This is a genomic window from Micromonospora sp. ANENR4 (assembly GCF_015354395.1).
In the GTDB taxonomy this organism is placed as follows: Bacteria; Actinomycetota; Actinomycetes; order Mycobacteriales; family Micromonosporaceae; genus Micromonospora; species Micromonospora aurantiaca.
Map to the genome: position 1 here is coordinate 364,414 of NZ_JADKYQ010000001.1, position 12,965 is coordinate 377,378.

The 12,965-nt window shown below is 74.9% G+C and carries 16 protein-coding genes and 1 pseudogene; 6 read left to right on the forward strand and 11 right to left on the reverse strand.

Annotated elements, in window-relative coordinates; all coding sequences use genetic code 11:
- Window positions 1-2,187, reverse strand: a complete 2,187-nt coding sequence (locus tag IRY44_RS01715; RefSeq protein ID WP_194798704.1) for a diguanylate cyclase — start codon at window positions 2,185-2,187, stop codon at window positions 1-3.
- An 82-nt stretch (window positions 2,188-2,269) separates the two neighbouring features.
- Here IRY44_RS01715 and IRY44_RS01720 point away from each other — a divergent pair, with 82 nt between their 5' ends.
- A complete protein-coding gene (locus IRY44_RS01720) occupies window positions 2,270-2,917 on the forward strand; it encodes a 5-formyltetrahydrofolate cyclo-ligase (protein ID WP_370584815.1) in 648 nt (215 codons plus the stop codon).
- A gap of 63 nt (window positions 2,918-2,980) precedes the next feature.
- Window positions 2,981-3,121, forward strand: a pseudogene (locus IRY44_RS30560) (FmdB family zinc ribbon protein); the annotation flags it as partial.
- A gap of 14 nt (window positions 3,122-3,135) precedes the next feature.
- Here IRY44_RS30560 and IRY44_RS30565 read toward each other — a convergent pair.
- Window positions 3,136-3,357 (reverse strand): hypothetical protein, encoded by a 222-nt coding sequence (locus IRY44_RS30565; protein WP_228531435.1) that lies wholly within the window; start codon window positions 3,355-3,357, stop codon window positions 3,136-3,138.
- A 237-nt stretch (window positions 3,358-3,594) separates the two neighbouring features.
- On the opposite strand from IRY44_RS30565, the gene IRY44_RS01730 reads away from it, so the two are divergent.
- On the forward strand, window positions 3,595-4,098 hold the full coding sequence (locus IRY44_RS01730; RefSeq protein ID WP_228531247.1) for a flagellar biosynthesis protein FlgA: 504 nt from the start codon (window positions 3,595-3,597) through the stop codon (window positions 4,096-4,098).
- A gap of 32 nt (window positions 4,099-4,130) precedes the next feature.
- Here IRY44_RS01730 and IRY44_RS01735 read toward each other — a convergent pair whose 3' ends face one another.
- A complete protein-coding gene (locus tag IRY44_RS01735; protein WP_194798979.1) occupies window positions 4,131-4,307 on the reverse strand; it encodes a hypothetical protein in 177 nt (58 codons plus the stop codon).
- 186 nt (window positions 4,308-4,493) lie between these two features.
- On the opposite strand from IRY44_RS01735, the gene IRY44_RS01740 reads away from it, so the two are divergent.
- On the forward strand, window positions 4,494-5,270 hold the full coding sequence (locus IRY44_RS01740; RefSeq protein ID WP_194798706.1) for a hypothetical protein: 777 nt from the start codon (window positions 4,494-4,496) through the stop codon (window positions 5,268-5,270).
- Between the two features lie 9 nt (window positions 5,271-5,279).
- On the opposite strand, the gene IRY44_RS01745 is transcribed toward IRY44_RS01740, so the two are convergent.
- Window positions 5,280-5,762 (reverse strand): DUF2231 domain-containing protein, encoded by a 483-nt coding sequence (locus IRY44_RS01745; protein ID WP_194798707.1) that lies wholly within the window; start codon window positions 5,760-5,762, stop codon window positions 5,280-5,282.
- A 161-nt stretch (window positions 5,763-5,923) separates the two neighbouring features.
- On the opposite strand from IRY44_RS01745, the gene IRY44_RS01750 reads away from it, so the two are divergent.
- A complete protein-coding gene (locus tag IRY44_RS01750) occupies window positions 5,924-6,352 on the forward strand; it encodes a Fur family transcriptional regulator (RefSeq protein ID WP_194798708.1) in 429 nt (142 codons plus the stop codon).
- Between the two features lie 81 nt (window positions 6,353-6,433).
- Window positions 6,434-7,285 (forward strand): oxygenase MpaB family protein, encoded by an 852-nt coding sequence (locus tag IRY44_RS01755; RefSeq protein WP_194798709.1) that lies wholly within the window; start codon window positions 6,434-6,436, stop codon window positions 7,283-7,285.
- 13 nt (window positions 7,286-7,298) lie between these two features.
- Here the strand turns inward: IRY44_RS01755 and IRY44_RS01760 are convergent, their stop codons facing one another.
- The 7 genes from IRY44_RS01760 to IRY44_RS01790 form a co-directional block, all read right to left on the reverse strand.
- Window positions 7,299-8,132: a PD-(D/E)XK nuclease family protein gene (locus tag IRY44_RS01760; protein WP_228531357.1), complete on the reverse strand. Its 834-nt coding sequence runs from the start codon at window positions 8,130-8,132 to the stop codon at window positions 7,299-7,301.
- A 124-nt stretch (window positions 8,133-8,256) separates the two neighbouring features.
- Complete coding sequence (locus IRY44_RS01765; RefSeq protein WP_013283903.1) at window positions 8,257-8,871, reverse strand: MarC family protein; 615 nt, start codon at window positions 8,869-8,871, stop codon at window positions 8,257-8,259.
- A gap of 31 nt (window positions 8,872-8,902) precedes the next feature.
- The gene (locus IRY44_RS01770) at window positions 8,903-9,769 is read right to left on the reverse strand and encodes a PHP domain-containing protein (RefSeq protein ID WP_194798711.1); all 867 of its coding nucleotides are present in this window, start codon (window positions 9,767-9,769) and stop codon (window positions 8,903-8,905) included.
- Window positions 9,770-9,779: 10 nt separating this feature from the next.
- On the reverse strand, window positions 9,780-10,997 hold the full coding sequence (locus IRY44_RS01775; protein WP_269696082.1) for a hypothetical protein: 1,218 nt from the start codon (window positions 10,995-10,997) through the stop codon (window positions 9,780-9,782).
- A gap of 56 nt (window positions 10,998-11,053) precedes the next feature.
- Window positions 11,054-11,746, reverse strand: coding sequence for a SigE family RNA polymerase sigma factor (locus tag IRY44_RS01780; protein ID WP_269696081.1), 693 nt, complete (start codon window positions 11,744-11,746; stop codon window positions 11,054-11,056).
- 105 nt (window positions 11,747-11,851) lie between these two features.
- Window positions 11,852-12,703, reverse strand: coding sequence for a PH domain-containing protein (locus IRY44_RS01785; protein ID WP_194798714.1), 852 nt, complete (start codon window positions 12,701-12,703; stop codon window positions 11,852-11,854).
- A 6-nt stretch (window positions 12,704-12,709) separates the two neighbouring features.
- Window positions 12,710-12,868, reverse strand: coding sequence for a hypothetical protein (locus tag IRY44_RS01790; protein WP_013283898.1), 159 nt, complete (start codon window positions 12,866-12,868; stop codon window positions 12,710-12,712).
- Window positions 12,869-12,965 lie beyond the last annotated feature (97 nt).

A 12,965-nucleotide genomic window follows, 5' to 3' on the forward strand; every position in this document is an offset into this window, starting at 1 on the left:
CTATCGGCCACGGCTCTGCCGCGGCGGGTGAGGACCGGAAGACGCGCCGCCCTGGACGGTGCCCGCCGGATCCGCCGCGCCGGCCCGGGGCAGCCCGTCCGGCGGGCCGGCACCGGCGGCCACCACCGGGATCTCCTGGGTGGGCACCGGATCGGGCGCCGGGGCGAGCCGGTAGCCGTCGCGTCCGGCGGCCTTCGCCGCGTACAACGCGTCGTCGGCGGCGTCGAGCACCTGCTGGCCGCCGGCGGCGTGGTCCGGGTAGACGGCGATGCCGATGGAGACGGTCACCGGCACCCGCACCGGCTCGTCGCCGCTCCCCTCGACGGTCACCGGCTGGTCGCGTACCACCGCGCCGAGCCGCTCGGCGACGATCGTGGCGCCCCGGGCGTCGGTCTCCGGCAGCAGCACCACGAACTCCTCGCCGCCCTGCCGGAACGCCAGGTCCACCTCGCGGATCACGCCGCGTACCCGGCGGGCGAACTCGACCAGCACGGCGTCCCCGGCGGCGTGGCCCCAGGTGTCGTTGACGTTCTTGAACCGGTCCAGGTCGAGCGCGAGGACGCTGAGCATCCGGCCGAACCGGTTCGCCCGCTCCACCTCACGGCGGATCGACTCACGCAGGTAGCGGTAGTTCCACAGCCCGGTCAGCGGGTCGGTGAGGGAGAGCCGCTGCGCCTCCTCGTGCACCCGGACGTTCTCCACCGCGACCGCCGCGTGCCCGGCGAACGTCCGCAGCGTCACCACGTCGTCGTCGTGGAACCCGTGCCCGCCGAGCCGGTCGTAGAGCACGAGTACGCCGAGCGCCGCGCAGGCCGAGCCGGACGGGTCGCCGTCGGCGGGCGGGTGGCCGGGCCGGTCCGGGCCGCGCGACTCGGTGCCGCCGGGGGTGGCGAACGGCACCGCCACGTACGTCTCGCAGGTCGGCTCCCCGGTCGGCGTGTCCGGCGGCGCCCACCGTCCGCGCAGCGGTTCGCCGGTGGCGGCCACCGCTCCCAGCACCCCGGCGCCGACCGCGACCCGCAGCGTCGCCGGGTCGGCCGGGTCGCTCGTCGGCCAGCGCCCGGTCAGCCCTTCCACGCACCGGCCAACGAGGACGCCGTCGCCGTCGACGAGCAGCACCGCGCCGGCCCGGGCGCCGGTGGCGGCGATCGCGCTGTCCAGGATCACCCGCAGGATGCGTTGCAGGTCGTGCGTGCTGGCAAGCGTGTCACCGAGCACCGCGAGGTGGTTGCGGAGCTGGTCACGGCTGCTGGTCAGCGCCGTCACGTAGGTGCCGGTCTCCCGGGTCATCCGGTTGAACGCGCTTGCGAGCCGCCCGATCTCGTCGCGGCTGCGCACCGGCACCCGGGCGCTCAGGTCGCCGCGCGCCACCCGGTCCACCGCGCCGGCCAGCTCACCCAGCGGCCGGGTGGTCACCCGGGCCAGCCGCCAGGCCGCCAGCACGGCGAGCAGGGCGGCGAGCGCGACGGCGGCGATCAGCGCCCCGTACAGGCCGGGCGCACGCTCCCCCGGCACCGACAGCACCAGTGGGAGCGGCTGACCGGGAGACGGGCCGACCCGCCGCACGTACCGGCCGTCGCCGGTGCCTGTCACCCGGTTCCCGTCCGCCTTGCCGGCGGCGGCCAGCACCGCTGCGCGTACCCCCTGGTCCTCGGTCGTGTGGGTGATGCCGCCGGGGTCGTCGAGGGTGACCCCGACGCCGGTCACGGCGGCGAGCCGCGCCACGAACGCCCGGTCGACGGGCTGGGCGGCGGCGACCGCGCCCAGGTCGGTGCCGACCGGGTCGCGGAGCCGGACCTGGGCGGAGAGCGCCGCGACGCCGGTGGCGGGCGCGCCGGCGCAGTCCTGCCAGCGCCCGGCCGGCCCGTTCGGCGTGGTGTAGGTGGTGCGGCCGGCGGCGTCGGCGATCAGCACGGCGGCGGCCAGGCCCCGGGCGACCACCTGGTCGGCCGCACGCGACCGGACGACCGGGTCGCCGACCAGCGCGACCGCGTCGGCGGCCGCGCGGAGTTGCTGGCAGAGCGCGTCGATCGAGGTACGGACACCGGCCGCGGCCAGGCCCAGCCGTTCGGTGGCACGGCTGCGGTCGACGGCGCTGAGCGTGGCCCCGACGAAGAACGCGCCGAGCAGGACGGGGCCGAGGACCACCGCGAGGAAAGCCGCCGTCAACCGCCCGCGTAGCGTCAATCTTCCCCCCGGAAGTTCCGCTCCCTTGGTGCGATGCTGACACAGAGCGACCATTAGGCAAGCGTTGCGTCAGGAGTGTTGCGTGCCGGAATTTTCGGATGAAGCGCACGATGCGAAGCGGGAGATGCGCATCGCGCTACTCGCCGCGCGCCGGTCGCTGTCCGCGGCCGAACGCGCGGTGGCGGCGGCCGCCGTCCAGGCCGAGCTGGTGACGTTGGTACGCCGGCTGCGGCCGGCCAGGATGAGCGCGTACGTGCCGGTCGCCTCCGAGCCCGGCGGGCACGACCTGCCGGACGTGCTGCTCGCCGCGCTGCCGCCCGACGCCGAGCTGCTGCTGCCGGTGCTGCGCGAGGACCTGGATCTGGACTGGGCCCGGTACACCGGCCCGGAGTTGTTGCGCGCCGCCGGCCGGGGCCTGCGCGAGCCGACCGCACCGCCCCGGGGGCGGACCGCGGTGGCCGGAGCCGCCCTGGTCGTGGTGCCGGCGGTGGCGGTGGACCGCCGGGGCATCCGGCTGGGCCGGGGCGGCGGCTCGTACGACCGCGCGCTGGCCCGGGTGCCCGCCACGGTGCCGACGGTGGCGCTGCTGCACGACGGCGAGCTGGTGGAGGCGGTGCCCGCCCTGCCGCACGACCGTCCGGTGCACTGTGTGATCACTCCGGCGGACGGGCTGGTGGCGGTCCCGGGTGTGGGCCCGGGCGCTTCCGCTGGACGAACCCGGGGGTCATGACGCACCATTGGCACTCGAAGACCACGAGTGCCAGAAGGCCGTGCCGAAGATCCGGAGGAGAACGTGCCCACGTACCAGTACGCCTGCACCGCGTGCGGCCACCAGCTCGAGGCGGTGCAGTCCTTCTCGGACGAGCCGCTGACCGAGTGCCCGGCGTGTGAGGGGCGGCTGCGAAAGCTCTTCAACTCGGTGGGCATCGTGTTCAAGGGCTCCGGCTTCTACCGCACGGACTCCCGTTCGTCCGGGTCCGACAACGGCTCCTCGACCACGAGCAAGCCGGCCAAGTCCGAGTCGTCCTCGTCCGGGTCGTCGGACTCCTCGTCCTCGTCGTCCGGCTCGTCTTCCTCGTCCGGATCGCCTTCTTCGTCCGGTTCCGGGTCGACGGCGAGCAAGGCACCGGCGGCGTCCAGCTCGTCCTGACCCGCTCTCGCACGCGACACGTGGCCGCCCCCGCTCCGGGGGGCGGCCACGTTCCGTTCGCGGCGGATGCTCGCCAGCTCGGCGAGGTTGCTGCATCCGCCGGTCCGGAAGCAGCAACCTCCCCGAGCTGGCGGTCCCGGCCGCACCGGGCCTCCGCGCTGGTCCCGGGGAACGGTTTTCCACAAGCGGGCGGGTTATCCACAGGGGCGGGCGGTGGGGCGGCGGGAGCCGGGAGGCCGGGCCTAGCCTGCGGTCGGATGGTTGACCGGCGGCGGGAGGCAGCGGTGGCGGATCGCGAGACGACGTTGCGTCCGGTCCGCTGGCGCGGGCTGCCCCGGCGCCGGACACTGCTGCGGGTGACGCTCGTCGCGGTGCTGCTGGGGCTGGCCGCCGCGGTGCTGCAGACGCCGCCGTCCTGCCCACCACCCCGCGTCCTGCCGGCCACCTCGGCGACGGCGTCGCCGTCCGGCGGCATCCCCGCGCTGCCGGCCGGTGCGGTCGGCGTACCGATCCGGCTGGCCGAACCGGCCGCCCTCGCGGTGCTGCGCCCGGGTGCCCGGGTCGACCTGCTCGTCGTGCCGGCCGGCGGTACGCCCGACCCCACGCTGCTGGCTCCACGCGCCCTGGTGCTCGACGTGGTCGGCGCCACCGGGGCGGTCGACGGCTCCTCGGCGCTCTACCTGGCGCTGCCGCCGGAGCAGGCCCGGCGGGCGATCGGTCTGCCGGAAGGCAGCCGCTTCGCCGTGGTGGTACGCGGCTGACGCGAGCCGGCGAGCAGCCCGCCGCGGCGCGATCAGCCCCAGTGTGGGGGACGCTCGGCGAGCAGCCAGTCGTCGTTGCCGCCGGGGCGCTCGCCCCAGCCACGGTCGGTGTCGTCGCTGGTCTGCTCGGGCAGCACCACGAAGTCGTCGCTGAGGTCGACCACGCGGTCGTCGTCGTCGCGCGGTGTCCGGATGGCGGGTTCGGTCACGATCAGCAACGATACCGCCGTACAGGCCGCCGGTTCGATTCCCGGGACCGGTCGGATCGTCCCGAGCCCTGCCGTACCGGGCCGGGAGCCGTCGGAACGTCAAACACCGGGCGCGACGGGCCGGGGTGACGGTGATCGACGCGTCGGGCGGCCGACCGGCCCGGGGCGTTGGTAGCGTCGGACGGCGTGACGACGCCGAGCGGTGGCAGCCCCGACGACGAGACCTGGCGACGCCCGGACCAACCGGCACCCGCCGGGGAGAACGCCCCCGGGGCGGTCCCCCGGGACAGCGCGGACGCCCGCCCGGCCGGTCCCGGATCTCGGCCGGGTGACACCGGCGGGGCCCATGAACCGGACCGCACCGCCGAACCGGACCGCACCGACGTTCCGCCCGGGACCGCCGGGCAGCCCGAGCCGGCCTCCCTCGCGGCGGAGCCGGCCGCCCCCACAGCAGAGCCGGACGCCCTTCCGGCAGAGCCGGCCGTCGCCGAGGGCGTCGAGACGACCGGAGCAGCCGCCGACAACCCCGAGGCGGCCGGGAACGCCAGCCCCTGGTCGCGCGAGGCGGCCACCGAGAGCCCGTGGGCCCGGCCGGAGGCGGCAGGCGGCTGGACGGTGGCCGGCGGCGCGTGGCCGGGCACGAGCGGTGCCGGCCCGGCCGCCGTTGGCCCACAGTTCGGGGGCGGCGCGCCCGCCGGCCCGCAGTTCGGGGGTGGCGCGCCCGCCGGTGGCCCGCCGCCCTCGGGGTACGCGGGACCGCCGCCGAGCACGCCTCCGCCGCCCGGCTGGCGGCCACCGGTACACGTACAGCCGTCACCGCCCCGCCGGCTCCCGCCGCAGGACATGGCCGCGATGGACCAGGCGGAGCAGCGCGCGCAGCGGCTCACCTACGGCATCGGGGCGGCCGTGGCGGTGGTGCTGGTGCTGCTCACCTGCCTGCTGTGCTCGCGGGTGCTGTTCTGACCGCAGCGGTCAGACCACGCCGTCCCAGACCACCTTGGCGCCGCTGTCCCCGGTCAGGTAGACGTACACGAGCGCGAAGACCGCGAGCACCGCCACCACGACGGTGAGCACCACCGGGAGCCAGCGGGGCAGGTTCCGGCCCGCGACGAAGCGGCTCGTCGACAGCACCAGCAGCAGCGCCGCGACGCCGAGCCCGAGCGCGTACCAGAACAGCGTGTCGCCGTACGACGCGTGCTCGCTGATCTGCTGGAGCCGGTCCGGCGGGTAGCCCTTCGCGCGCAGGACCCCCTCCAACTCCTCACCGGACTCGGTCGCCACGAAGGCGAGGATCGGGGTGACCACGGCGAGCGCCGCGACCGCCCAGTCGAGGCGGGGGCGCCAGCGGGGCAGCACCCCGTACGCGACGGCGAGCAGTGCCAGCAGCGGCACCAGCACCACCACCGCGTGGATGACGAGCACGTGGACCGGCAGACCGTTGATTTCCCTGAACACCGACACCTCCGGCGAGTGGGTGGTTTGGCGCGCTCAGCGTACGGCGTGAGGCCGTCTTCCTCGATACACGAACGCGTGGCGGTGCCGGTTCACCTGTGGCCCCGGCCACGGGTGAACAACGTTCGCTTGTCGGCCCGCCTGCCCCGTGCTGTCATGGATCCATGTCCACAGGTGAGGAGCTGCTCCGGTCGAGGGGCCTACGGGTCACCCGGCCGCGTCTCGCCGTGCTGGACGTGCTCTCCGCCGGCGGTCACCTGGAGGTCGACGAGATCACCCGGCGGGTACGCCGACGGATCGACTCGGTCTCCACCCAGGCCGTCTACGACGTGCTCGGCGCCCTGTCCCGGGCCGGCCTGTCCCGCCGGATCGAGCCGGCCGGCAGTCCCGCGCGATACGAGGCCCGGGTCGGCGACAACCACCACCACGTGGTGTGCCGGGGCTGCGGCGAGATCGCCGACGTGGACTGCGCTGTCGGCAGCGCCCCCTGCCTGGACCCGAACGTGGCACACGGCTTCGAGCTGGACGAGGCGGAAGTGACCTTCTGGGGCCTCTGCCCGGCCTGCCAGTCCCGCCGCTCCGCCGACGACTGACAGCCACACCGAGGACGCCCGCACCCACGACTGGCGGCCGCACCGAGGACGCCCGGCGACGGCGCGTGGCACTCTTGATCGGTGGACACCGAAGACCTCGGCCTCTTCGGTCCGGGATCGGTCACGTGGAAGGTGCACGAGGAACCGATCCTGATCGTCGCCGGCCTGCGCTCGCTCTACCTCCAGGCGCTGCACCCGCGCGCGATGGCCGGCGTCGCACAGAACAGCAACTACCGCACCGACGCCTGGGGCCGGCTGGTCCGCACGGCGAACTACGTGGGGACGACGATCTACGGCACCACCGCCGAGGCGGAGGCGGCCGGGCGACGACTGCGAACGCGGCACGCCCGGATGCGCGCCACCGACCCGTTCACCGGTGCGGAGTTCCGCATCGACGAGCCGGAGCTGCTGCGCTGGGTGCACGTCACCGAGGTCGAGTCGTTCGTGAGCACCGCCCGGCGGGCCGGGCTGGCGCTCACCGACGACGAGGTGGACGGCTACTACACCGAGCAGCGCCGGTCGGCGGCCCTGGTCGGGCTGGACCCGGACGACGTGCCGGGTACCGCCGCCGAGGTGGCGGACTACTACCGGGACGTACGCCCGCAGTTGCGGATGACCCGGGAGGCGGCCGAGACGGCGGTGTTCCTGACCGCGCCGCCGATCCCGTGGAAGCTCAGCCTGCCGGCGCGGGTCGGACTGAACCTGGGGCCGCCGCGCTGGGCGTACTTCGGGATCGCCGCCACCGCGCTGGGGATGCTGCCGCCGTGGGCGTTGCGGCTCTACGGCGGGCTGGGCCTGCCCACCACCGCTCTGTCGGCGGACCTGAGCGCGCGGGCGCTGCGACTGGCGCTGGCCGCGGTGCCCCGGCGCTACCGGGAGGGCCCGTTGCAGCAGGCCGCCAAGGAACGCGCCGCCCGCCTGACCGCGGCCTGACGGCGTCCCACGCTCACTCCGCGTCGGCGAACCGCTCGACCGCCGACCAGGGGTCCTTGCCGGGGGTCTGCGCGCCGGTCGGGCACGTACGCCGGTAGTCGCACCAGCCGCACCGCGGGCCCGGCTCGGCCGGGAACGCCGCGTCGGGGTCGGTGCCGTCGGCCACCGCGCGCTCGGCGGCCATGATGTCGCGGGCGGTGTCCTCGGCGCGGGTGAGCTGCCGGTGCAGGGACTCCGGCGTGTGCTCGTGGGCGGCGACGGTGCCGGTGGGCAGGTGGTGCAGCTCGACCCGGCGGCACGGCTTGCGGAACACCCGCTCGGCCGCGTACGCGTAGAGCGCGAGCGCCTGCGAGCCGCGCGCGTCGTCGGCGTCGAGCCCGGTGCGGCCGGTCTTGTAGTCGACGATGACCAGCTCGGGCCGCCCGTCCGGGCCGGGACGCGAGTCGATCCGGTCGGTGCGGCCGTTGAACGCGAGCACCGCGGTCTTGACCGCGACCACCCGTTCCACGCCGACCGGCTCGTCGGCCGGGTCGAGGCCCGCCACGTAGCTCTCCAGCCAGGTCAGCGCCCGCCGGAAGGCGTCGCGCTCCTGCTCGTCGTCGCGGTAGCCCTCGCGGACCCAGGTGCCCTTGAGCAGGGTGCCGAGCACCTCGGGGCGGCGGCGGTCGGGGGCCAGCGCGTACCAGTTCTTCAGCGCGGTGTGGACGCTCGCGCCGAGCGAGTTGTGCGCCCACGGCGGGCCCTTGGGCGGCGCGGGCCGGTCGACGTAGGCGTAGCGGTAGCGGCGGGGACAGTCCGCGTACGCGCCGAGCTTGCTCGGTGTGCAGACGAACAGGCGCTCCGGCATGCCCTCGAAACCGAGCTGCTCGGACTGCTCGGCGCGGGGTCGGGGAGCCCGGGAGCCACTGGCTGCTGACTGTCGTCGCACCCGGAGAATCCTGCCATCCGGGTACGACACCGGACGAGCCCGCTCAGGCGTTGTTGAGGTACTGGGTCACGAACGCGGCGATCGCGTCGGCGATGAGCTGCACGGCGATGGCGGCCAGCAGCAGACCGGCGATCCGGGTCAGCACCTCGATGCCGCCGGGGCGCAGCACCTTGACGATGCCGCCGGAGAAGCGCAGCACCACCCAGACGGTGACCATCACCGCGACGATGGCGAGCCCGATGGCGAGGTAGTCGACGGCGCCGCCGGCCTGCTGCACGAACAGCATGGTGGCCACGATGGCGCCCGGCCCGGCCAGCAGCGGGGTGCCGAGCGGCACCAGCGCGATGTTCGAGGTGACCTGGTTGCTCGGGTCGTCCGCCTTGCCGGTCAGCAGCTCCAGCGCGACCAGGATCAGCAGCAGGCCGCCCGCCGCCTGGAGGGCGGGCAGGTCGACGTGCAGGTACGCCAGGATCGTCTGCCCCGCCACCGCGAAGATCACGATGACCCCGAGCGCCAGCGCCACGGCCTGCCAGGCGGCCCGGTTCCGGTCGCGCGCGGGCAGCGGCCCGGTCAGCGCGAGGAAGATGGGCATCATTCCGGGCGGGTCGACGATCACCAGCAGGGTCACGAAGACCTCGCCGAAGAGCTTGAGATCCACGCGGACACGGTAGCCGTGCCGTCGGATCGCTTCAGCTCGAAGCGACAGGGGTCACCCCGCGGGCCAGCGCGACGATCCGCTCGTACGCCTCGGGCCCTGTGGTGTGCGCGCCGAGCCGCACGGTCTTGTGCGTGCCGTGGAAGTCGGACGAGCCGGTGACCAGCAGTCCCAGGTCGGCGGCGAGCCCGCGGACGTGCTCCCGCTCGGCCCGGTCGTGGTCCTCGTGGTCTGCCTCCAGCCCGGCCAGGCCGGCCGCCGCCAGGTCCGCGATCAGCTCGTCCGGCACGATCCGGCCGCGCCGGCTGGCCTTCGGGTGGGCGAAGACGGGCACGCCGCCGGCCGCCCGCACCAGCGCCACCGCCTGGAACACCTCGATGTCGTCCTTGGGCAGCCGGTACCGCTCGCCGAGCCAGTCCGGCCCGAACGCCTCGGTGGTGGTGGCGACCAGACCGGCCCGGATCAGCGCCTGCGCGATGTGCGGGCGGCCGACGGTGCCGCCGCCCGCACCGGTCAGGATCTCCGTCCAGCTCACCGGGATGCCGTCGGCCTGGAGCAGCCGGACGATGCGCTCGCCGCGTTCCTCGCGGGCCCGGCGGACCCGGGCCAGTTCCGCGGCCAGGTGTGGCTCGGCCGGGTCGAACAGGTACGCGAGCAGGTGCAGCGGGATCGCCGGTTCGGCGCCGAACCACCGGCAGGAGATCTCCGCGCCGCGGATCAGGGTGAGCCCGGGCGGCAGGGCGGCGACGGCGGGCGCCCAGCCGGCGGTGGTGTCGTGGTCGGTGAGTGCCACCACGTCGAGCCCGGCGTCGGCGGCGGCCCGGACCAGCTCGGCGGGGGTCAGGGTGCCGTCGCTGGCGGTGGAGTGGGTGTGCAGGTCGATGCGGGCGGGGACGCTCACCCGTCCGACGCTACGCCCCGTCCGGCACCGTGGGCACGTCGGCCACCACCACCGGGCGGTCCTCCGGCGCCAGCCCCTCGACCTTCGAGGCCGTGGGCCGGTCACCGGCCAGCACCCGCTCGGGCTTGACCCGGACCAGCCCGCCGGTCGCGTCCACGTGCAGCGCCACCCCGGCCCGGGTCCAGGACACGCCCCCGGCCAGCAGCGGGCCGGCCGGGTGGGTGACCGGGCTGGCCGGGTCACGCAGGTCGACCAGGAGGGCGGTGCGCGACGTGCCGTTGGCGAGCAGCCACCGGCCGTCGAAGGAGACGGCGCCGAGCCCGTCGGTGGCAAGCTTCAGACCGCATCCGGTACGCACCGGGGCGAGGTCGCGGGCCGGGTCGAGCAGGGCCAGGCAGTGTTCCTCGTCCCGCCCGGCGGCGACCAGGCCGACCACCCGGCCGTCGGGCCGGGTGCCGTAGACGGTGCGCACGTCCGGGTTCACCGGGCCCGGCTGCCCGCCCAGCGCGCGGTTCCAGACGCTCATCCCGCCGTCGCCGGGCTGCTGGATCAGCACCGCGTCGCCGGTGAAGCCGACCGGCACGGCGCCCTCCGGCGCGGCGATCCGGACCGGCGCGATGAGCTGGCCGGCGACCACACCGGCGGCGATCAGGTCCGTGCCGTCCCGCCAGGCGACCTGGCGGCCGTCCGGGGAGACCGCCACCGCGTCCGCGGCGGCGAGCATGACCTGCGGCGCGGTGCCACCGACCGGAACCCACCAGAGGGTACGGCCGGCGACGGTGGCCGCCGAGGTGAGCAGCCAGCCCTCCTGCTCGTGGATCCGCTGCGCCCGTTCGACGCCGCTGACCCCGGTCAGCTGCCGCCGTTCGCCGCCGCTGGTGTCCAGCCGGTCACCGACGAGCAGGTCGAGTTCGGCGCGGACCGGCCCGAAGCGGGTGACCGAGGAGGGCTCGGAGGTCTGCGGGGACGGGAAGAGGACGGGCGGGTCGCCGAGCACCACTGTGGGCGTGCCGCCGTCGCCGCCGGGCGCGCTGAACTGGGCCACCCCGGTGGTGACGACAACGGTGGCGACCCCGGCCAGGGCGAGGCCGGTGAGCGTACGCCGCCGGCCCGTGCGCCGTGCCCGGCGCAGGACCTCCCCGGCCGGGTCGGCGGGCAGCGGGCGGGACGTCTCGACGCGGCGGGACAGGGTCTCCCGCAGCGCCCGCTCCAGCTCGTCGTCGCTCACGGGGAATGGACGCTCCGGGCTGCCCGTTCGGTTGTCGCCGTGCTGCCGGGTGCCGCTCATCGGCTCTTCGCCGGGATCGGGACGGCGGGGCGGACCGGAGCCGCGGGTGGGCCCGGTCGCGGCACCCGGGCGGCGGGCTGCCGCGCCGGGGTACGGGCCGGCTCGGCGCCCCGGGCCGGCGGGACGGCCCGGCCGCCCGTGGGCGAGGCGGACGGGGCCGCCGCGGGCGCGTCGGCGGGCGCTGGCAGGCCCAGGGCCGCCTGGGAACCGAGCCGGCGGCGCAGCGTGTTGAGCGCCCGGGAGGTCTGGCTCTTGACGGTGCCCGGGGAGATCTCCAGCAGCGCGGCGGTCTGCGCCTCGGACATGTCCTCGTAGAAGCGCAGCACCAGCACCGCCCGCTGCCGGGCCGGCAGCGCCTGGAGGTGCCGCCAGAGCGCGTCCCGGTCGAGTTGCTGCTCGATCTCGTCGACACCGGCGCGCTCCGGCAGCACCTCGGTGGGACGCTCGCCGTGCCAGCGGCGCCGCCACCAGCTGGTGGACGTGTTGACCATGACCCGGCGGGCGTACGGCTCGATGGCCTCGATCCCGCCGAGCCGCTTCCAGGCCAGGTAGGTCTTCGTCAGCGCGGTCTGGAGCAGATCCTCGGCGGTGGCCCAGTCACCGGCGAGCAGGTAGGCGGTGCGCAGCAGTGCGCCGGACCGGGCCGCGACGAATTCGCGGAACTCCTCCTCCAGCGGATCTCTGCTCACCACCACACTCATCTCCCCCCGTCCTGCCTGGCAGGATGCCACGGCCGGGTCGCCCGGGTCGATGGCGGAAGGTGTGCAGTTCATCCGATGTTCGGACGAAAAGTTTCAGGCTCCGTCGTCGGCCTTGGCCTCGTCGGCCTCCTTGCCGAGCCGCGCCTCGACCGCCTGCGGCTCGTACATCTCCTCGACCACACGCAGGTAGAGCTCGTTCGGGTTGGGCAGGTTCTTGATCACCCGGAGTGCCTGTTCCTGACCGGCGGACTCCAGCACGAACGTGCCGTAGTTGAGGGCGCGGCCGGTCGGGCTCTGCTCGTACTTCATGTCGGTGACCCGGGTGAGCGGCATCATCGCGACCTGCCGGGTGATGATCCCGTTGACCACCATCACCCGCTTGTTGGTCAGGATGAACCGGTCGTACCACCAGTCGGCGACCTTCCAGGCCACCCAGCCCATGACGCCGAACCAGAGCAGCACGGCGACGGTGGTCAACGCGCCGACGTCCCGCCCGGCGAGGAAGCCGGAGAGGTAGCCGAGCACGAACGTGGCCACCACGCCGACGATGATCGGAGTGGTGAGGTGGATCCAGTGCCGCTTCCACTCGCCCCGGTAGCGCTCGGTGGGGAAGAGGTAACGCGCTACGAGCGAGCTGGGCTCGTCCTCCAGCGGCAGCACCCGGCGAGGTGCCATGCCGGTGGCGTCGGACCGCAACCCGGCCAGCTCCTCCTCGGAGATCGGCTGGTCCGGGAAGCCGTCCGGATCCCGTGCCCAGGCCCGGCCGGACCGCCCCTCGCCGGTGTAGGCGCTGCCATAGCCGGCGTCGTCCGCGTCCGCGTACGGGCCGGGGCCGTAACCGGCCGGGTCGTCCGGGTCGATCCGGGGGATCGGCTCGGTGTCGCGTTCCCGGCGTGCCCGGTCGGGGTCGTCCGGGTCGAAGGGTGGACCGGAGGGGCTTCCCATGGGTGGCTAGGCGACGAGGTTGGTGAAGAAGTCGCCGAAGCCCTGCGCGATGTCCATGATGCCGCCGCCGAGAGACTTGAAGACGTCGGCGGCGGAGTTGGGCCGGTACGCAACAAAGAAGATCAAGAATGCGATGCCGGCCCAGGTGAGGACCTTCTTGACCATAGCGGGCCATCCTCTCGCGCGGCGCCGGGTCCGTTTACCGCAGCGGCACCCAGAGTATCAGCATGGTGTCTTACCGTGAATATCTGCGTCCGCTCTC